We start from the raw sequence: 18,782 nt of genomic DNA on the forward strand, positions 1-18,782 counted from the left end.
AGAAGGCAATGACCTATTTAAGACCGAATTTTCGCCACCCAGCTGCCGAAGTAAATAAAATTGGTTTTACCGAAAAGCACTATGAAGGTTCACTTTCTACTTTGTGCGCAGGTTGTGGACACGATTCAATTAGTGCGGGTATTGTAAAAGCTTGTTTCGATTTGGCGATCGAGCCGCATCGCATTGCAAAATTATCAGGTATTGGTTGTTCTTCTAAAACTCCAACATACTTTTTAGGTCAGTCTCACGGATTTAATTCTGTTCACGGTCGTATGCCTTCGGTAACGACGGGGGCAAATTTAGCGAATAGAGATTTAATTTATTTGGGTGTTTCCGGTGATGGCGATTCCGCATCAATTGGTTTGGGGCAGTTTGCCCACGTTGTACGCCGGAATTTAAACATGCTTTACATTATGGAAAACAACGGTTGTTATGGTTTAACTAAAGGACAAAATTCAGCGACGACAGATCTTGAATCTAAAAACAAAGCGGGCAACATTAATCCTTTTGAACCAATTGATCTTACTAATTTGGCTTTGCAGTTGGGCGCTACCTTTGTCGCCCGAAGTTTTTCAGGGGATAAAGATCAATTGATTCCACTAATCAAAGCGGCGATTTCTCACCGTGGTTTTGCTTTTATTGATGTCATTTCGCCTTGCGTTACCTTTAACAATAATCCCGGTTCTAAAAAGAGTTACGATTTCGTGCGAGAGCATTGCGAAGCAACGTCAACGGTAGATTTTGTACCAATGGAAAAAGAAATTACCACCGAATATGATCCTGGTACGACGCAGGATGTGACATTACACGATGGTTCAGTAATTCGCTTGCAGAAAAACAGTCACGATTATGACCCCAGTTCTCGGCGTTCTGCATTAAGGGCGTTGAAAGACGCAGAGGAAAAAAACGAAATTCTCACGGGTTTGATATATGTCGATACCGATCCAAATGATCTTCACGACACCTTAAACACGACAAGTAAGCCGCTTAATTCTTTGAACGAGTCCGTCCTTTGCCCAGGTAATGCAACCTTGCAAACCATCAACGATAGCTTTCGCTAGTACTTCAAAAGATTTTGCTGAATGAGTCTTTATCTTTGCTACACCAAGATTAAGGTAAATTGCTATCAGCCTCGTAATATCACTTCGCTCTCAAAAAGATACGTTAAATCAATGGCTTAGTAGCGTTAGCTAATCGGCATTGTGTGCCTATAGAACGTGATCCCCTGTACTACTCAGACTTTTGATTACCATATGCTCTATAAGCAAATGCAATAAGAGAGGGTAAAACGCTGGCTTTTAGGTATAATGGCGCCTAATTCCACAGTGATAAATACCCTTATAGAGAGCTCCTTCCAGCCATGAACGACACCTTTGGACTTAAGATCAGAGAGATTTTCCATTTCCATTATGGAATTTGCCAAATGATTTACTTTGCGGGGGGTAATTGCTGGGTTGGCTTAAATGAAAAAAATGAGTCGCTCTGGGCGCCTGATATCGATGGCGGTCCAAATATGGATAGAGTGCGAAGGCCGCAATATTTATATCGAGAACAGCTATCTTATTTGGAAATTTTAAATAGTGCTTATCAAGCAGATTGCATGATTATCGAAAAACAAAAAGAAGATGGCATCGCTTAAATTCCTATCGTTACCTCGACCCGCTGTTGAAGTTGTTTTCAACTCTTTTAAATTTTTTACTATTTCAGAACATAAATTTCCATCGAAAGATGTGAAATTTCAACTCCATTTTCATGCAAACAACTTTTATATTCAGTAATTGGTTTTGGTTCAGATGTCGCGATGCTAACGATTCCGGCGCGATGCATAGGCGAAATTTTCCATAAATGTAAATCGGTAATTTGTAGTTCAAAATTATTTTGTAGAACAGAGTTGATTTTTTCGAGCTCTTTATCTGAATGATTTTCATCAAGTAGGGGACCGCTAGTTTCTTGAATTAATCCAAAGGCCCATTTAAGGATAACCATAGCGCCGACAATCCCCATCACCGCATCCATCCAAATCCAACCAAACCATTTGCCCGCAAATAAGGCTATTATCGCGAGCACTGAGGTCAAGGCATCTGCAAGTACATGTAGGTAGGCTGCTTTTAGATTGTGGTCGGCGTGGTGGTGGTCATGGTCATGGCCGTGATGATGATGGTGATGATCGTGGCGCAATAAAAATGCAGAAATAATATTCACCGTCAAACCAACGACGGCGACAGCTATCGCTTCGTTGAATTGTATATTTTGCGGTTCGATCAAGCGCAATATCGATTCGACAATCATTATTAACGCGACGACACCAAGAGCGATCGCGCTTGCGAAACCTCCGAGAAAGCTGACCTTTCCAACCCCGAAGCTATATTTGGGGTTTTTAGCGTGTTTTTTCGCATAGTGATAAGCGAACAAGGTAAGCGCGAAAGCGGCAGAGTGTGTGCCCATGTGCCAGCCGTCTGCTAGCAATGCCATAGAACCCAACCAAGTACCAGCTACTATCTCGACAACCATCATGAGGGTTGTCAGCCAAAAAACATAGGTCACCCGCTTTGCTTGGTGTTGAGTGTCTGAGCTGAAGTCGTGAGAATGTTCGAGTGAGGGACTGTTGTTCATAATGGTATTTTTTAAAAATTTGAAAGTTAGAATTTTAAGTTGAACTTGGTTTCACATAATAAGTGCAATTTTTTGGGCGCATCGCTCGAAAATAGATTTGGTTTAGCTAGTCACGTATAGCGACGAGAGTCTTTGTGGGGAAGAATAGTAGGAGTTTACGCATAAAATGTATACCTTATATATCGATATAATTGTCGTCTATAACAATGTGAATGCAAATTTATTAGCTTGGGCTTATGTGCTAAAGTTCTGACTTCGTAAAATTCAGGATTATTGAAATCTTTTCCGTAACAACTTAAAAATTTATATAGAGATCTTTAGGAAGTACAAATGCCAACCATTGATAAACGTCGTAAGCAAATTGAATATTATCCATTTTCAATGCAAATTCATCCGCGATTTGCTGACCTGGATTTTCAACGTCATGTGAATAATGTCTCGATCGCGAGTTACTATCAAGAATCGCGAGTTCGGTTTAATCGAAATGTTTTTCAGGCACTGTATGCGGAAGGTGAAGATCAATCACTGGTTCGAAAAGTACTTGCAGATATCGGCATTACTTATTTGGCCGAAGTGAATTACCCTGAAATTGTCACGATCGGAGTTGGTGTAAGTCGGATTGGTAATTCGTCTTTTACACTGTCTGCCGGAATGTTCCAGCTAGATCAGTGCGTGGGTATTAGTGATGCGGTATTAGTATTTACCAACACCAAGGCCACCGGTGCAATGCCTCAATTAGCGAGAGATAATTTGGCAGGTTTCCGTTTGGATGAGTAATACCTTGTAGATAGTATTTGTCGAAAATTGAACTATTCTTTAGCGGTAATGATCAAAGGGTTCTTACATCAATAACTGCAGGACATTGAGTGCCATGACATCTCTTTTAATTATTACCCGGCAACAACATGGGCAATCAATCTCATTTTTTTTCTGCCTTTTATTAGTGTGCTTATTATTTTCTGTCTCGTTTCCAGCGAATTCAGCAAAAGCGGATTTGTATCTATCGCAATTCTCAAAGGGAATACTAAACGACTGGAAAATGGAAGAGTTCGATGGTGAAACAGAATATCTGATTGTAGAAGATAACGGCAATAAAGTATTGCAAGCAAGTAGCCGAGCAAGCGCGTCGGGCTTGGTAAAAAAGCGTCGCATAGATTTATGGCAGCTGCCGTACTTAAACTGGAGTTGGAAAATAGACAATCGTTTGCCACAGCGAAATGAAACAACGAAAGAGGGTGATGATTATCCGGTTCGAATTTACGTCATTATTGACGGTGGATTTCGTTTTTGGAGAAGCAAAGCGTTAAATTATGTCTGGACGAGAGGTCTAAGTAAAGATTCGACTTGGAATAATGCTTTCGCAGAAAAAAATGTAGTGATGGTTTCCTTGCGGGATGCCAATGATGAAATCGGCGTGTGGAAAAATGAAAAACGCAACGTACTAGAAGATCTACAAAAATATATTGATCCAAAAATTCGTTATATTGACGGTATAGCGATAATGACCGATACGGATAATACGAGTAGTTTTGTTAACGCCTACTACGGCGAAATATTTTTTTCCTCCCAATAAGAGCGAGATTGTTAGATTAACTAAACAATTCTTCTAGGAAGTTTCTTGTTGCTTGCCAGCTTCTTCGGTCTGCGTCGGCATTATAAACTGTTCCCATTTCCACGCTGTTTGCCGCAGGGTTGGTGAAGGCGTGGTACGTTAGGCCGTAGGCGTGGACTTGCCAATCGGCTTTTGATTCAGTTAATTCTGATCCCAGTGCGGTTAATTGTTCTGGGGTTGCCATCGGGTCGCTATAGCCATGTAGAGCTAAAATTTTTGCCTTAATGTTTTGATTTGGAAGATCTTCTGCGGGCATTAATAAGCCGTGAACGCTGACCACACCGCATACATCGCTACCGCTTCTGGCGAGGTCGAGTACGCAGAGGCCACCGAAACAATAACCGATGGCTGCGGTTTTATTTTCATCAACGCCATCGAAAGTCTTCAAAGTATTTAAACCCGCGCTAATTCGCTGTCGCAACATCGCTCTATCTTCGACGAAAGGCGTCATTAATTTTTGGTTCTCTTCGACACTCGACCCGCGAACACCTTTGCCGTACATATCTATAGCTAAAACGTTGTAGCCCAAATCGGCTAGGGCATGTGATTTTTCTTTTTCATAATCCGAAAGGCCACCCCAGGCGTGACTGACTATAACGCCGGGTCTTTTTTTATTGTCGTCGTGAAAAACGTAATAGCCTTCAAGGATTTGCGAATCGTCTTGGTATTCAATCAGTTTATTGTTCATTGTTAACTACATCATCTCTAAAAGTTTTTGGGTGCTAGCGTTTTAATTTCATTCGCTACGTTCATGGTGCCAAGCTTTTTCCTTCATAAATATTCTATTTCTGACACCTTGGGTATCGAGTAGACCACTCTCATAAGCCGCGTCGTCGTCATACAAAATAACACTGGTTCCATCGTCTGCAACAATCCTCTTAGGGTTGTAATGCATCACCTTTTTTTCTTCAAGCGCTTTAAATGCTGAACTGCTATTTTTATGGTCAACAACTTCGCGTAAGCAAATAAAAGTTGGTGGCATTATAGATATTTCACCTTTCGCTTGTAAGTCGATCGCCGCGCTAGGACTTAGCCACCGGTAATCGACGATTTCGCTACCGTCTACCTGAATTTCATTTCCATCCGTTACGCGTGAAGCAAAAAACCAGGTTGCAAAACGACGCGGTACTCCGATGGGAGTTGTCCAGTGTGCAAAGGGAGTTAACGCGGTTAAGGAAATATCAATTCCGGTTTCTTCTTGTGTTTCTCTCACTGCAGCAATTTTTGCTGCTAAAAAATCGTCATCCTGATTCTGAAAATCATCAGTTTCAACGCGACCACCAGGAAATACCCAGGTTCCACCCGCGGTTTTTAATTTATCGTTTCTACGCACGAGTAAGACCTCCAAAGAGTCTTCATAATCTCGTAACAATAAAACCGTGGAGGATAAGGCAGGGCTAGGGTGGCTATCAGTCATTGCGGCAGCTTTTTTGATTGTTTGAGTAAAGGAAGTCTTTTCTTCCAAGATCGGAAGTTATTTTAATTATAAAATTTAGACCGGAGATTTTATCCCGATTTTTGAATTCACGCAAAGTGCGATTGGGCCGTATTAATCTCGCCGTAACGAATCCTTAACAGCAATAGGAGTAGGATAGCGAAGTATGACAATATAACTGGATATCAGGAACGTAATAATCGCTGTTGCTTGAATGAGAGTGGATGCTTTCTCACTAATAAGAGATGCGTTTGTGGCTATCAAAGCGATTAAAAGGGAAAACTCACTAATTTGACCGAGGCGGAAACCAATATTCCATGATAAAAAACGTTGTTCGCTTTGTTGTCTGAGCAGAACCCGAAAAGTAACGGGTTTAACAATGAGTACCGCGATTCCAAGAACCACCGCGGCTATGACGACTTCGCCGAAAATACTGATATTGAAACCCGCGCCCAATGAAAAGAAAAATAAAATTAGGAAAAAATCACGCAGTGGTTTTAGGCTTAATGCAATATATTGTGAAACAGGACTCGTGGCTATGGTAATGCCCGCGAGGAATGCGCCAACCTCTGCAGACAAGCCGATGTAATGTGTAAGTTCCGCCAACCCAAGACACCAGCCCAAAGACATTAAAAAAACATATTCATGGATGCGATCAAATTTGTGAATTAATTTGAGTAGTACGAAACGAACGAATAAATAAGCGAAAGCACCAACAATAGGTAAAGCAATAAATGTCATGCCCAGTTTTTTTAGATCGACTTGTCCTAAATCGCCACTGAGTAATACGACCAAGCAAATAATAGCCAGAAAATCTTGGAATAATAATAAACCCACCATTAATTCGCCGGTGTGACGATGATGGAGAACGGTTGTCGGTAATAATTTTATGCCAATGATCGTGCTAGAAAACATCATTGCCATGCCGATGATTAAGCAATCGGTGTGGCTAAAGCCAAATAAATAACCAATCACGTAGCCCATAACTGCAAATGTTGCAGAGCTGATAATTCCTACTGTAGTGGCTTCTTTTAAAACGCTCCATAAGGCCTTCGGCTGCATATCGAGACCGAGTAAAAATAATAAAAATATAATGCCGATATGAGAAATTTCGGTAAGTAACTCGACGTTAGTCACTAAACCGAGAACGTGCGGGCCGAGTAGTACGCCCAGTAGGATATAGGCGACCAGCAGAGGTTGGCGTGTGTATAACGCCATAGATGCAATGATCGCCGCGCCGGTGAAGATTAAAAAAAAGGATTGGAATAAAGCGCCTTCCATATCGACATCGACTCATTATTTTAGTTAAAGCGGAATACTACGGAAGTATTTATGGAACCTCTGAATAAGTAGAAGATTTTTGCGCAAATGTGCCTAGCGTGAAAATATACACTTATTCCCCCACACATCCATAGCCGAAGAATGACATCAGTATAGCGGTAATTTAGGGCTCTGATGAGAACCCTAAGATGATTTTTTTATGTTGTGCAGAAAAGAAGCTTAGATCGTAGCTTCAAAAACAAATATCTAAAGGAATGGCTAAGCTCTGCGTCTAAAAAGGGGTAGGGGTTGATTACTGCTCGCTTGGTAGTATTCCTGAAAATCGTTTAGAGAGTTTAATGCAGATTCGAGATTCGCCTCTTCTTTTTCAGCGTCAGGGCTTAAGGCAAAGCTGAATGCATTAAAACCACAGCGATTTAGATAGCAGAGTTGGTCACGAATAAATGAACCGATGGCACGAAGCTCGCCACCAAACTGGTAGCGATCACGCAACAAGCGGCCGGTAGAAAAACTACGACCATCCATAAACCCAGGAAAGCGTACTGCAATCAAAGGAATTGTCGATAGATGACTTGTCAGTTTATTAAGATCTTCGTCACCGTTAATCCAAACGCCGATCTCTTGTTGTCGGCTGGATGCTTGATCGGCTTGCGCGAGATAGATATCAAGTGGAAGAATTATCTTTCCCGCGGGTAATGTGTTTTGTTGTTTGTCCGCCTCGAATTCAATAAATTGCCACTCATCTTCGACTATCGACGCGTCTTTAATTAGCTTTGGCATATACACTTTCCTTAAACTGATCGATACCGATACGACGATAAGTATCGAGGAATTGTTCACCCTCAATACGTTTGTCGACATAGGTATTTAGAATTTTTTCAATTACGCCAGTGACTTCATCACGACCAAAAGAAGGGCCGAGTACGGCACCGAGTGAAGCGTCAAGTCCTGCGTTACCACCTAATTGAATTTGATAAAATTCAGATCCTTTTTTGTCGACTCCTAGCACACCAATATGTCCGACGTGGTGGTGGCCACAAGCATTCATGCAGCCAGAAATATTAAGATCTAAATCGCCTAAATCGTAAAGGTAATCGAGATCTTCAAAATGACGTTGAATGTCTTCGGCAACCGGAATTGATTTTGCGTTAGCGAGGGAACAATAGTCTCCACCGGGGCAACAAATAATATCTGTTAACGTACCGATATTTGGCGTTGCAAAGCCGAGAGGCTTTAAAGCTTCCCACAAGTTAAATAGATCGTTTTTGGCGACATCGCCAAGCACAATGTTTTGTTCATGGGTGGTGCGAACTTCACTGAAAGAATATTTGTCTGCTAAATCTGCAATCGCTTCTAACTGCGAATCGGTGACATCACCCGGTGCGACGCCGGCGGGTTTTAAAGATAAAGTTACCGTGGCATAGCCAGCAACTCGATGGGCACTTGTGTTGCGGGTTAGCCAGCGTTTAAACGCTAGATTTTCTCCAGCAATTTTTTCGAGCTCGCTATTGCAAGATTCGTCGTTCAGACTTTTGTAGCTTGGTTCAGTGAAAAACGATTTAGCGCGCGCTATCTCTTCATTGGTTAAAAGGCTCGGCGCTTCTTTTAAGTGTTGCCATTCCTCTTCGACTTTTTGTGCAAAAATTTCTGGTGTCATGGCGCGAACTAAAATCTTAATTCTTGCTTTGTATTTGTTGTCACGACGACCGTGCAAGTTATAAATTCTTAAAATGGCTTCCAAATAAGTTAGCAAATCTTTTTCAGGTAAAAATTCACGAATGACACTGCCGATAACGGGAGTGCGCCCAAGCCCACCGCCGACGAGTACTTTAAATCCTATTTCTCCGGCGTCATTCTTTTTCATTGCTAAGCCGATATCGTGAACATGAATTGCGGCGCGATCTTCATCGGCACCGGTCACGGCAATTTTAAATTTACGCGGTAAGAAAGCGAACTCGGGATGAAAGCTTGACCACTGTCGAATAATTTCACAGTAGGGCCGGGGGTCGACTGTTTCGTCTGGTGCGATACCGGCGAACTGGTCTGACGTTGTATTACGTATGCAGTTACCGCTGGATTGGGTTGCATGCATTTGTACGCTGGCAAGCTCGGCGAGAATATCGGGAACCTCTGCAAGATCTGGCCAATTGAATTGAACATTCTGTCGCGTACTAATGTGGCAATAACCTTTATCGAATTGTCGGGCAATGTATGCCAGCTTCCGCAATTGAGTGCTAGAAAGCATTCCGTAGGGGACATTAACGCGCAGCATTGGCGCCAGGCGTTGGACATAAAGTCCATTTTGTAAGCGCAAAGGTAGGAACTCTTCTTCTTTCAGCTCGCCCGCAAGATAGCGTTCCGTTTGATCGCGAAATTGTGCGACACGCTGAGAAAGGATTGCATGGTCGTAATCGTCGTACTGATACATTTAAGTTGATCCAGTAAATACAAATTTAAAAACTAGGGCGGAAATTCAGACTCTGTACGTAGGTGATTCCATTTTTTGGACCGAGTCTGAGCGTTCAAATCATCGAGATAACTGAGGGCTGAACCCCCGCAACTATGTCGGTAATTCCCAAGCAAAAATAGGCGCGAAGAATACACTAAAACCTCCGTGACTACTAAGCTAGGTTTGAGCCTCCCGGAAAAGACGCATAAAATTACGTTCGATTTTCTGGTATTTTTGCGATCAGCTACGCTATCACTGGCCAGATATGCTGTAAAATGGCCAAATGTTATGAATTAATAGCAAATCTTTATAAATAAAACGAAAGAGGCGTCACTTCTAGCGATAAAAACAGGTAAAATGTGATCCAGTTAACCAAAGTTGACGACTAAAAATAGCTGGAACTTATCCCAGTAAGATTAAAATATAGATTTACTCAATCAGACCAACCTTAGCAAGGAGACTTATTCAATGTCCGATAGTAACCCCGAAATTAGCAGGAAAGGAGACCATCTAATTGACGCCGTTGCCGCCGTCGTTCTGGTTGCGATTTTTATTACCACAGTTGCTTATTGGGTCAGTTCTCAATAAGTCCAAACTGACTTCCGAGGATTCAACAATTGGATTCTCGGATTATTTATAAGCAACTCATTTCTTAATTATTAGCTCTCAAGCATCTAAAGCATTTCGAAAGACCCAACTTATCTATCTTTTCAATTCCCGTCGTCCCATCTTGATCAGTCTACACAGCCCAAACGTACTTAGACGTCCTCAAGTCTGAGTGATCCACTGACCGACTATCACCCAATTCAACTGGTCATATTTGCTTCCTTGACCGTTATTGCTTAGTCAATTAATTTGAAGCTTAAACCATGGATAAGATTCTCATTGCAGAACCCATCCACTTTTATTTTCGATAAGTAGAGACGTGTCGTTTATGAAGCCAAATTCCTCAAATGATGATTTTTTGATCCACAATAGCTATACGTTTTGGATTTCGCGTTTAGCCAATCTTATGCAGGAGCATTTCAATCAACGTTTAAAAGAAGAAGACGTCACCTGGCCACAGTGGATGGTTTTGAATGTACTCGATCAAAAGCTTGCAACCACGCCCGCAGCAATCGCCAGCAATATTGGCGTGGACCGTTCTGCCGTTACTCGCCTATTAGATCGACTTGAGAACAAAGGTCTGATCTCAAGAGAGCACGACAAGCTCGACCGCAGATCAATCAATATTGATATCACTGAGCGGGGCCAGGATCTGATGGCAACGCTCAATCATATGGCGCGCGAGCATCAAGAGCATTTTCTTAGTCAGCTACACAATACGGAATATCGAAGCTTGAAAGGGAACATCCAAAAGATGCTGAGATTAGGAGGAATTGATACATCCTCGCAATGGAAACAGCTGCTTTAGTTAGCGTTTCGCACCCGAAAATTAGGGCTTGAAACACAGAAACGGTCATTTTTTAAAATGGCCGTTTTTTGGTTTCTGGGGAAACGAATTTGTTAGAGGGCTTTTAATACAAGGGGGTCTAGATGGGTAATTGCCTAACAAACTATATTGATGCCGATGATTGCAAAAAAACAAGCTAAGCAGTGGCCAATCTGAGGACTTGTTTGACGATGAAAGATACGGTTAATACAAATAAAATCATGAAGATTATTCCCGCCACTATGTAGTGGGAAATATTACCGTGTTTGGTATCTCTTTCGAGGTTCTTCTTACTCTGAACGCCAAAAGCCGCAGCTAATGTACTCAGGACAATTTGGAAAAAATTGGGTTTGTCGCTCATATTTTAATCGCCGAGGTTCTGTTAGAAAGTTCGGATTATACCGGTAGGAGAAACAGAAAAGCTGCCAGTATTTCTACTGGCAGCTTTCATTAGCAGGGGACGTTACAGCAGCCAAATTGTCCGATGCTTGCCCATATCTTCTTGGTTCCCTACCAAATCTTCACGCGATCTTCTTCTGCTAAAAACATGTCATCACCTTCTTTGACGCCAAATGCATTGTGGAATTCTGGCATATTTGGCAATACACCATTCACTCGATAGAGCGGGGGAGAATGCGGGTCAGTCAGAATACGACGGCGTAATTCTTCATCTCTATATTTGTTGGCCCAGACTTGACCCCAACCCAGAAAGAATCGCTGTTCTCCGCTCAAGCCATCGAGAGTTTGGTCTTCCTTGCCTTCGAGAGACAGCAAATAGGCTTTGTGGGCGATGGTAAGGCCGCCAAGATCGCCAATATTCTCGCCTTGGGTTAGTTCGCCATTTATCGCTAAGTCGCCCAATACGGTGTACCCGTTGTACTGCTCAACCAATTTGTCCGTTCTGGACTCAAACTCTTGTAAATCAGATTCTGTCCACCAGTTTTCGAGCAGACCATCACCGTTAGATTTCGCTCCCTGATCGTCGAAGCCGTGGCCCATTTCATGACCGATCACCGCGCCAATAGCGCCGTAGTTGATTGCGTCATCCGCTTCCATATTGAAAAAGGGCGGTTGAAGAATGGCCGCGGGAAACACAATCTCGTTCATGCCAGGGTTGTAATAGGCATTCACGGTTTGTGGATTCATAAACCACTCATCTCTATCGACGGGTTTGCCCAACTTATCGATCTGGATTTGATAGTGGAAGGCGTCGGCCCGTTGCGCGTTGCCAAACAGGTCATCTGCTTTGATTTCAAGGCTGCTAAGGTCGCGCCATTTGTTGGGGTAGCCAATCTTAGGATTAAATTTTTCTAACTTGTCGATGGCCTTAAGCTTGGTTTCATCTCCCATCCACTCCAAGGCAATGATGCTTTCGCGATAGGCTTCACGCAGATTTTCTACTAATTCTTCCATGCGCGTTTTCGCTGCCGCGGAGAAATGTTTCTCGACATAGAGTTTGCCAATAGCATCGCCCAATTGGCCATTGAGGGTATTAATAGCGCGTTTCCAGCGTTCTTCTTGTTGCTCGACGCCGCTTAACCGCTTTCCGTAAAAATTAAAATCCTCTTCGTCTAGTGCTTGAGCCAGTCGAGAAGCTTTCGATGTGAGGGCATGCCATTTCAGGTACGTCTGCCAATCTTCCACTGAAAACTGCTCGACTAAAGCATCCAGGCTTTCGAAATAGCTCAAGGCTGAAAGAACCACACTATCGGCTTTACTTAGGCCGGCAGAGTCGAGGTAAGCAGCCCACTGAAGGGTGTCGCCAAGTGCGGCTAAATCTGCCTGAGAACGCTTATTATAGGTTTTGTCGCGGTCCCGTAACTCTGCACGAGGCCAATGCTTTTCCGCAATTGCATACTCTATCGCGTAGATTTTTTTAGCGGCATCTTCGCCGTTTTCAAGATCGGCTAATTCGAACATTTTGGCGATGTGGGCACGATAATCATTTTGCAGTGAAGCCGATTCTTCATCGTCTTTTAAATAGTAATCTCGATCCGGCAGGCCCAAGCCCGATTGATAAAAGTACGTCATGTAGGAAGAGGGGTCTTTTTCATCGGTATCGATGTAAAAACCTAAGGGTGTACGAGACCCCAAACTATTGGCCTTGGCGAAATACGCAGACAGCTCGGAATATGTTGAGATGTCGGAGATTTCGTCAAAGTAGGGTTTAAGTGGAGAAACGCCAAGTGAATTGATGGTGGCCGTATCTAAATAACTCGCATAAAAATCACCAATCTGCTGGGCTTCACTACCTTTAACTTTTGCGGCTTGCGTATTACCCGCCTGCTGAACGATTTCCCGGACATCCTCCCGCGATTTATCCGCCAACATCGTAAAAGCACCGTAGCGACTTTTATCTGCGGGAATTTCAGTACTCGCCATCCAACCACCATTGGCATAGCGAAAGAAATCCTCCGCCGGCGACACCGATGTATCCATGAAATCCAAACGAACCCCAGAAATTTGCGGCGCTGTGGCTGCACTCATTTCAACCGGTGTATTCGCACTGTCTTCTGGTTCCGAGGAATTATCACAAGCGATACACAGGAACGCAGTCAGGGGGAGGGCTAGCAAGACTCGCTTGGTAGTAAACATAAGAAACTCCGCAGATTTACATTAATTATTAGTTTTGAGGTATTCATTAATAGACGTTTAGGAAAGTGATTTCCGCAAAAATAAAGGTCTGTAGAGTGTCTGGGACAATAGTTTTTTTCAAGTGTTCATTGATTGAATTCTTTTAGAAATATGCGTATCGCTAGTTTTCTAGTCACTCTACGTCAATAATTAGGAGAATATTGATGAGGGAAAGCATTTTCTTGGCAACCCATCTGTTCACTCTGATACATCAGTCTGGCCGAATATGCAGTTGTTATTGCGTTGGATTAAACATTATGATGGGTGACTTTTGCTATGTTGAGGAACCAAGGAGAGAGAAAGATATAAAATTCAGCACTGTTCGCAGCCAACACTCTAAGTGTTTTTAGTTTTTAACAAATGAATTTAAGGAAATCTATGAAAAATAAAATTGGAAAAAATACTGCACTATTACTTTTAGCTTCTCTTTTAACAATGCTCGTTGGTTGTGGTAGCGTACACACGCGCACTGACATTGCAGGCGAATCTCTAGACCAATATAAAATTGCCTATATCGTTGAGCCCAAAGTCTACTCAATGGAAGAAGCAGCAGAAACAAATAAAGCTTTGCAGGATAAACTGTGGAGCTGGAAGAGTTTTGCCCAGAAGGATTTAGAATCTTACTTTCATGGTAATGGATACAAAGTCGTCTTTGACTTACCTAATGTATACACTCAGGAAATTATGATGGTTGATCTTGATGTAAATGTGAAATACGGTAATCGCGCTCTTCGATATTGGGTTGGCTTTGGCGCAGGAGCAGGTAGTGTTGATTCTGTCTTGAAGATAATGGATTTGGAGTCAGGTGAAGAGCTATTTAAAGCTGTAGCTGAAAGCGATTTGTCCGTAGGTCGATATGGTGGAGATGTGGGTGCTGTCGTTAAGAAAAATATTCAAGCTTTGGTAAACCAAGTGCCGATTCGTTAACATTTTTTGAATGTAATAACGGCGACGTTTTATAAAATTTAATAGGAAAAGGGGACGGAGGGATTTAAATTTGATCAATTCGATATTGGTTATTTTTAATTCCCTCCTTCCCTTTTTTGCCGCCTAACTAGCTTAATTTTATATCTAGTGGCTTCGGCAAATTTCAATTGTCTGAAACCCGGTTAAGCCAAGCGCATTCGCTTTGCTTAAGAAGTTATAACCTTCACCGCCGTCATTCTGGGCAAAAAATATTTGTGAACTGAGTAGGTTATTTAAACTGCCAAGACGTACCATCTTAAAAAACATAGATCGATTTAACAGCGGATGATTGGGGTCGATGAACGAACGATTTGGATGATTAAAAGGTAACGGATTTGTTTTATTTCTTTTTATCAGTTCGCGATCCCTAACGTCGATTACATTGGTAATTATCGCTGTATAGAATGGCGTCCTATTCTTTCCTAGTTCGAAGGGAACGAGATCGATATCACTACATGACGCAAGCGAGAGGTCCTCAGATGTTTTTTTACTTAAAGCAAAATTTCCTCGCGCGAGTCCTGAAAATATATCGGGTTCAAGTCGCAAAGCGCCATCGACCAATAAGCATTCTTTAGACAGTCGATGTGCCAACAAACCGTTTGTGTGATCTTCGCGCAATTCCGTTTCACTAGGGTAGTTCAAACAATAAATGGCTTGGAATTCCAAGCCAAACTTTATTTCGTAAATTATATTCATGCGATCTGTGCCTATTACTTCAAAACTACCACGGTAATTTGCCAAAAGAAAATCAAAGCAGAAAATCAAAGGGTCAGAGTAACTGATTTTTACGAAAAATATTTTTAACCACGAATTAGTTGCTGTGACCCGCTGATTTTCTTGGCAACGAACGTTTTGTAAATAAAATCGCGAAGCTGTCTGGTCAGACAGCCCGTTTAAAGCGAGGTCGGCCGAGGAGGAGGTTAATAAATAATCCCTCCGTCACCTTTTTTTCGCATTCCCCTTTTTTTCTAAAAAAAACCCAAGTAATTAGCCATTACTTGGGTTTCTCGGGGTAGTGTTTAACGAGATTATTTTTTCAATTCTCGCTCTTCTGCTCTCGCACCGCCCAAAATATTTGGTAGTGCGTGATTGCCTTCGTGACATGCGTATTCATAAATCGGTTCTTCAGTTTTATTGAATACCATTTTAGCGGTCCAAACTTCTTTATAAATTTTTGGGTCGTCGACAGAAAATTCGTAGTGTATTTGTGAATCTGACACACGGGTAAATTTTTCTGTGATGAGAGCGTCTGGTGAAATATAAAGAGACTGGTTAAACCAAGTTCTTAAACTTTCACCGGGGTTCAATCTTCGTGTTTCTACGACAAGGCTATCGCCTTCCCATCGACCAATTGAATCACCAAACCATTTTGTCATCCCTAAGGGAATGTGTTCTTCGTTCATTCGAATTATACGAGCGTCGTGGTTCATCTCGACAAGAATCGCGATCGCGTCGGGTGTTTGAACAAATTGGTAGTTATTGTTGTATTGCACGTTCAGCATCGGCGGACCAGCGGTAGAGCCGAAACCGATAACGCAGCGTTCGGCCATGGGTCGCGTTTCTGGTCCAGAAAAATCGGTGCGAACAAACGCTAAGGTTTCATCAAACGTTTTTTTGCCGAATTCAGTGTAGGGTAGTTGCCCGTCTTCTTGGTTTGTTAACCACGTGGTTCGATATTTGCCATCGATCTTACTTAAGGCGTCACCCTGGTCTAAATAAAATGAGTTGTAACCGCCGACGTTTGATCCAGCACGCGGCGCGGGAGCATTTGGATCTGTTCGTTGCAGGCCTCGGGCTGATCGTGCTGCCGTTTGCTGTTCGATTTTTTCAGCTTCTTCGTCGGACAGTACATTGGACTTATATCGAGAGGAGCGTTGGAGGTAAGTCAAACTAACATTCGTCCAGGTACCTTGGAAGTCGGGTTTATTGTCGGCTAGGCGAGGCACTTCATAACCAGCTGCAGAAACAAAAGCCGAAGCCACTAGGGTGGAAACGAATAAAATGCCATGTGGGAGGAGTGTTGATACACGCGGTTTCATATTAAGGTCCAGATTTATTTTAAAAATATCGAGGTACTTTACCAGGCATAAAGGGAAAATTTAATGTCTTTACATAACATGACGAGCGAGAAGGATTAGTTGGCGGGAGAAGGGTGTGTTTTCGCTAGTTGGTAGCTCTAGAATAAAAAAACCCGCCTAAAGTAGCGGGTTTTTTCTCTCGGTCTAACGAGTAGAGTTAGATTATGACTATTCGTCGGCTTCCATCAAGATGCCTTTTAAAATACCTGGCAAAGCATAGTTGCCTTCGTGGCAAGCATACTCATAAAGCGGCTCATCCATCATGGAAAACTCATACTCGCCACCCCAAGGTGCATCCCAAACATCTGAATCTTCGACCGTGAAAGCGTAGTGTAGTCGTTCGTTGGAAACACGAGTAAATCGCTCGGTGACCTTGAGATTTTCCCAAGAGCCATAAAAAGCGAGGCGCTGCGGGATGTGGGTTGTTTCAACGACTAAGGTATTGCCCTCGTAATGACCAATTGAGTCACCAAACCAAGGTCTTACGTCATCGCTTCGGTGTTCTGAGTTCAAGCGAACAATGCGAGCTTCGTGAATCATTTCAACCAAAATCATCACGTGGTCTGGCGATTGGACGATTTGATAGTTGTTATTGTAGAAGCCATTAGCAAACATGGGTGGCCCTGCGTTTCGACCAAAGCTAATAATGCAGCGCTCGCCCAAGGAGCGAACTTCATAAGCAGCGTTCGAGTAATCCCCACCACGGCGTCTTGAAATAGGTGCGTCTTTTTTACGTTGGGGGAAACGACCATTGGCAGTCGTTAAAATTGAAGTTCGTGCTTCACCACCGACTCTCATCACATGGTTGCCGGGGTCTAACCAAAAATAGTTATAACCGCCAACATCACCGCCGGCTGCCGAAAATTCAGCGCGCGTATCGTACTTTGATTCCGCGACAAATTCCGCGCCTGCATTTGGGTCTGTCGCTTGATTGGCCTCAGCTTCTTGTAGCTTTACCAAGCCCTCGATCTGTTGGACTTCCTCTTCAGTGTAAGTGGCTTTGTCTCCCAAATTTGCAGGACGCGCTAAAGGCGTTAACGACGCGTTGCTCCAAAAGCCACTGAGATTTGGCTGGCCTAAACTATTTGTTGGCACAACGTAGTTGTCGTAGAGCTTTGGTCCATTTGGTGTGCTGGTGCAAGCGGAGAGTACGCTCAGCGATAGAACAGCGGCAGTCGCCAAAGTTCGTGAGTTTCGAAAAAAAGATTGTTGCATGTTAGGCATCCTCCTGGAGACGCTCATCTTTGTTCGCTTTGGCAGAGCTTTTGCCGCTCTGCCTTTAAGGTAAATTCGCATCAGGTAATTTCATAGCCTGTATGCTAGAAAGTCGCTGCGCTGAAAAAAGATTTTGTGCTAGCTGTATCAAACTGACTGAGAAGCCGAGGAGCTTAGCACTGAGGAAAAGATTTGGAAACAATCACTGCAAAAATTAACCTTTTTTTAGGTAAAACATCTTGCAGTCTTTAAAAAAATTGTTTGGTTTATTTCGGATTATTAGTGTTGCTTATGAATAGAAAGACACTTGAAAAGCTATGCGCTAAGCGTAACGCCGGGAAAACGAAGCGCCATAACGGTTTTCCAGCGGAGGTCTTTATTTCTTATTAGCTTTGGCAGGTAGAGTGTGTTCCGGGGCACCGTTCAGATTTGTTTCCAAGTCTATTGTTACGTGATATCTGTCTATTGAAAAATAAAGTGTGTTTCATTTTTAGAAAATTAAATGGATTTAATTTTTTTAGAATGGAAGATAAAAAGATAAAAAAGTATGGCGAGAAAAAGATTGATTATTTTATAAATAAAAGAGCAAGGAAAAAATTAATGCACTAAATTGCTGTGCCTAAGATGTGGGCTGAAGACCTTGTGATTGTCAGAAGGTGTGCCGCAATGGGGGCAAATTTTTGAAACAACTTTATCTTTGCGTAACCAAATAGCAAGCTGACTAAAGGTGCCAATCCAGCCACACTGACAACGTTGGTAGTTTTCTGCAATTTTATTTCGTTGTTGTTTGGTTTTCATTTTGCCAAGCTTGTGAGCGATAGTTTAGAGGTTGAAAGTTGTAATCAAAGAAATCAGCAAAAAGGATTAATTGCAGTCTTAGGGCGTCAAATTTTGATCGTTTTTATTGTGGAAGGGAGTATCTCAAAGCACAGTGACGGCTACAAGTCATTAAATGTGTATTGTGAGGAGCATTTAATGATTAACGATGAGGAAGGTTTTTTAATAGATCACTTTATATTGTTACAATTACTTCCTAATTTTAAACAAAAAAATAGCGCCTAAGGCGC

General features: G+C 42.5%; 19 protein-coding genes. 7 read left to right on the top strand and 12 right to left on the bottom strand.

The window, feature by feature from the left end:
• Nucleotides 1-8: 8 nt before the first annotated feature.
• Entirely contained in the window at nucleotides 9-1,061 is a 1,053-nt protein-coding gene (locus ACYUCY_RS17525) for a 2-oxoacid:ferredoxin oxidoreductase subunit beta (protein WP_460227829.1), read from the top strand.
• Nucleotides 1,062-1,423: 362 nt separating this feature from the next.
• Nucleotides 1,424-1,639 (top strand): hypothetical protein, encoded by a 216-nt coding sequence (locus ACYUCY_RS17530; protein WP_460227830.1) that lies wholly within the window; start codon nucleotides 1,424-1,426, stop codon nucleotides 1,637-1,639.
• Nucleotides 1,640-1,698: 59 nt separating this feature from the next.
• Here the strand turns inward: ACYUCY_RS17530 and dmeF are convergent, their stop codons facing one another.
• Nucleotides 1,699-2,613: a CDF family Co(II)/Ni(II) efflux transporter DmeF gene (gene dmeF / locus ACYUCY_RS17535; protein ID WP_460227831.1), complete on the bottom strand. Its 915-nt coding sequence runs from the start codon at nucleotides 2,611-2,613 to the stop codon at nucleotides 1,699-1,701.
• A 330-nt stretch (nucleotides 2,614-2,943) separates the two neighbouring features.
• Between dmeF and ACYUCY_RS17540 the strand changes: the two genes are divergently transcribed.
• Entirely contained in the window at nucleotides 2,944-3,390 is a 447-nt protein-coding gene (locus tag ACYUCY_RS17540; protein WP_460227832.1) for an acyl-CoA thioesterase, read from the top strand.
• A gap of 94 nt (nucleotides 3,391-3,484) precedes the next feature.
• Nucleotides 3,485-4,186 carry a DUF3047 domain-containing protein gene (locus ACYUCY_RS17545; protein WP_460227833.1) on the top strand — a complete coding sequence of 234 codons (702 nt, stop codon included), beginning with the start codon at nucleotides 3,485-3,487 and terminating at the stop codon, nucleotides 4,184-4,186.
• 16 nt (nucleotides 4,187-4,202) lie between these two features.
• Here ACYUCY_RS17545 and ACYUCY_RS17550 read toward each other — a convergent pair whose 3' ends face one another.
• The 5 genes from ACYUCY_RS17550 to ACYUCY_RS17570 all read right to left on the bottom strand — a co-directional run bounded on the left by ACYUCY_RS17550 (nucleotide 4,203) and on the right by ACYUCY_RS17570 (nucleotide 9,369).
• The gene (locus tag ACYUCY_RS17550; RefSeq protein ID WP_460227834.1) at nucleotides 4,203-4,913 is read right to left on the bottom strand and encodes a dienelactone hydrolase family protein; all 711 of its coding nucleotides are present in this window, start codon (nucleotides 4,911-4,913) and stop codon (nucleotides 4,203-4,205) included.
• Nucleotides 4,914-4,961: 48 nt separating this feature from the next.
• On the bottom strand, nucleotides 4,962-5,642 hold the full coding sequence (locus tag ACYUCY_RS17555; RefSeq protein WP_460227835.1) for an NUDIX hydrolase: 681 nt from the start codon (nucleotides 5,640-5,642) through the stop codon (nucleotides 4,962-4,964).
• A gap of 132 nt (nucleotides 5,643-5,774) precedes the next feature.
• Nucleotides 5,775-6,941: a cation:proton antiporter domain-containing protein gene (locus tag ACYUCY_RS17560; RefSeq protein ID WP_460227836.1), complete on the bottom strand. Its 1,167-nt coding sequence runs from the start codon at nucleotides 6,939-6,941 to the stop codon at nucleotides 5,775-5,777.
• A gap of 258 nt (nucleotides 6,942-7,199) precedes the next feature.
• Entirely contained in the window at nucleotides 7,200-7,721 is a 522-nt protein-coding gene (locus ACYUCY_RS17565) for a DUF934 domain-containing protein (RefSeq protein ID WP_460227837.1), read from the bottom strand.
• Nucleotides 7,705-9,369 carry a nitrite/sulfite reductase gene (locus tag ACYUCY_RS17570; RefSeq protein WP_460227838.1) on the bottom strand — a complete coding sequence of 555 codons (1,665 nt, stop codon included), beginning with the start codon at nucleotides 9,367-9,369 and terminating at the stop codon, nucleotides 7,705-7,707. Before ACYUCY_RS17570 ends, ACYUCY_RS17565 begins: the two co-directional genes overlap by 17 nt.
• Before the next feature lie 955 nt (nucleotides 9,370-10,324).
• Here ACYUCY_RS17570 and ACYUCY_RS17575 point away from each other — a divergent pair.
• The gene (locus ACYUCY_RS17575; RefSeq protein ID WP_460227839.1) at nucleotides 10,325-10,804 is read left to right on the top strand and encodes a MarR family winged helix-turn-helix transcriptional regulator; all 480 of its coding nucleotides are present in this window, start codon (nucleotides 10,325-10,327) and stop codon (nucleotides 10,802-10,804) included.
• A 175-nt stretch (nucleotides 10,805-10,979) separates the two neighbouring features.
• On the opposite strand, the gene ACYUCY_RS17580 is transcribed toward ACYUCY_RS17575, so the two are convergent.
• Nucleotides 10,980-11,183, bottom strand: coding sequence for a DUF2970 domain-containing protein (locus ACYUCY_RS17580; protein ID WP_460227840.1), 204 nt, complete (start codon nucleotides 11,181-11,183; stop codon nucleotides 10,980-10,982).
• A 149-nt stretch (nucleotides 11,184-11,332) separates the two neighbouring features.
• Entirely contained in the window at nucleotides 11,333-13,417 is a 2,085-nt protein-coding gene (locus ACYUCY_RS17585; RefSeq protein WP_460227841.1) for a M13 family metallopeptidase, read from the bottom strand.
• A gap of 417 nt (nucleotides 13,418-13,834) precedes the next feature.
• Here ACYUCY_RS17585 and ACYUCY_RS17590 point away from each other — a divergent pair, with 417 nt between their 5' ends.
• On the top strand, nucleotides 13,835-14,383 hold the full coding sequence (locus tag ACYUCY_RS17590; RefSeq protein WP_460227842.1) for a hypothetical protein: 549 nt from the start codon (nucleotides 13,835-13,837) through the stop codon (nucleotides 14,381-14,383).
• 144 nt (nucleotides 14,384-14,527) lie between these two features.
• Here ACYUCY_RS17590 and ACYUCY_RS17595 read toward each other — a convergent pair whose 3' ends face one another.
• From ACYUCY_RS17595 to ACYUCY_RS17610, 4 genes are all read right to left on the bottom strand, one after another.
• Nucleotides 14,528-15,118: a hypothetical protein gene (locus ACYUCY_RS17595; protein ID WP_460227843.1), complete on the bottom strand. Its 591-nt coding sequence runs from the start codon at nucleotides 15,116-15,118 to the stop codon at nucleotides 14,528-14,530.
• Between the two features lie 332 nt (nucleotides 15,119-15,450).
• On the bottom strand, nucleotides 15,451-16,461 hold the full coding sequence (locus tag ACYUCY_RS17600; RefSeq protein WP_460227844.1) for a hypothetical protein: 1,011 nt from the start codon (nucleotides 16,459-16,461) through the stop codon (nucleotides 15,451-15,453).
• A 207-nt stretch (nucleotides 16,462-16,668) separates the two neighbouring features.
• Complete coding sequence (locus ACYUCY_RS17605) at nucleotides 16,669-17,715, bottom strand: hypothetical protein (protein WP_460227845.1); 1,047 nt, start codon at nucleotides 17,713-17,715, stop codon at nucleotides 16,669-16,671.
• A gap of 597 nt (nucleotides 17,716-18,312) precedes the next feature.
• Entirely contained in the window at nucleotides 18,313-18,513 is a 201-nt protein-coding gene (locus ACYUCY_RS17610; RefSeq protein WP_460227846.1) for a hypothetical protein, read from the bottom strand.
• A gap of 12 nt (nucleotides 18,514-18,525) precedes the next feature.
• Here ACYUCY_RS17610 and ACYUCY_RS17615 point away from each other — a divergent pair, with 12 nt between their 5' ends.
• The gene (locus tag ACYUCY_RS17615; protein ID WP_460227847.1) at nucleotides 18,526-18,777 is read left to right on the top strand and encodes a hypothetical protein; all 252 of its coding nucleotides are present in this window, start codon (nucleotides 18,526-18,528) and stop codon (nucleotides 18,775-18,777) included.
• Nucleotides 18,778-18,782: the final 5 nt, after the last annotated feature.

The sequence above is a fragment of the Aurantivibrio infirmus genome, from assembly GCF_054767315.1.

Bases quoted from the DNA above. Each gene is read 5' to 3' on its own strand.
- ACYUCY_RS17525 (WP_460227829.1), top strand. From the start codon at position 9: ATGACCTATTTAAGACCGAATTTTCGCCACCCAGCTGCCGAAGTAAAT.
- ACYUCY_RS17530 (WP_460227830.1), top strand. From the start codon at position 1,424: ATGATTTACTTTGCGGGGGGTAATTGCTGGGTTGGCTTAAATGAAAAA.
- dmeF (WP_460227831.1), bottom strand. From the start codon at position 2,613: ATGAACAACAGTCCCTCACTCGAACATTCTCACGACTTCAGCTCAGAC.
- ACYUCY_RS17540 (WP_460227832.1), top strand. From the start codon at position 2,944: ATGCCAACCATTGATAAACGTCGTAAGCAAATTGAATATTATCCATTT.
- ACYUCY_RS17545 (WP_460227833.1), top strand. From the start codon at position 3,485: ATGACATCTCTTTTAATTATTACCCGGCAACAACATGGGCAATCAATC.
- ACYUCY_RS17550 (WP_460227834.1), bottom strand. From the start codon at position 4,913: ATGAACAATAAACTGATTGAATACCAAGACGATTCGCAAATCCTTGAA.
- ACYUCY_RS17555 (WP_460227835.1), bottom strand. From the start codon at position 5,642: ATGACTGATAGCCACCCTAGCCCTGCCTTATCCTCCACGGTTTTATTG.
- ACYUCY_RS17560 (WP_460227836.1), bottom strand. From the start codon at position 6,941: ATGGAAGGCGCTTTATTCCAATCCTTTTTTTTAATCTTCACCGGCGCG.
- ACYUCY_RS17565 (WP_460227837.1), bottom strand. From the start codon at position 7,721: ATGCCAAAGCTAATTAAAGACGCGTCGATAGTCGAAGATGAGTGGCAA.
- ACYUCY_RS17570 (WP_460227838.1), bottom strand. From the start codon at position 9,369: ATGTATCAGTACGACGATTACGACCATGCAATCCTTTCTCAGCGTGTC.
- ACYUCY_RS17575 (WP_460227839.1), top strand. From the start codon at position 10,325: ATGAAGCCAAATTCCTCAAATGATGATTTTTTGATCCACAATAGCTAT.
- ACYUCY_RS17580 (WP_460227840.1), bottom strand. From the start codon at position 11,183: ATGAGCGACAAACCCAATTTTTTCCAAATTGTCCTGAGTACATTAGCT.
- ACYUCY_RS17585 (WP_460227841.1), bottom strand. From the start codon at position 13,417: ATGTTTACTACCAAGCGAGTCTTGCTAGCCCTCCCCCTGACTGCGTTC.
- ACYUCY_RS17590 (WP_460227842.1), top strand. From the start codon at position 13,835: ATGAAAAATAAAATTGGAAAAAATACTGCACTATTACTTTTAGCTTCT.
- ACYUCY_RS17595 (WP_460227843.1), bottom strand. From the start codon at position 15,118: ATGAATATAATTTACGAAATAAAGTTTGGCTTGGAATTCCAAGCCATT.
- ACYUCY_RS17600 (WP_460227844.1), bottom strand. From the start codon at position 16,461: ATGAAACCGCGTGTATCAACACTCCTCCCACATGGCATTTTATTCGTT.
- ACYUCY_RS17605 (WP_460227845.1), bottom strand. From the start codon at position 17,715: ATGCAACAATCTTTTTTTCGAAACTCACGAACTTTGGCGACTGCCGCT.
- ACYUCY_RS17610 (WP_460227846.1), bottom strand. From the start codon at position 18,513: ATGAAAACCAAACAACAACGAAATAAAATTGCAGAAAACTACCAACGT.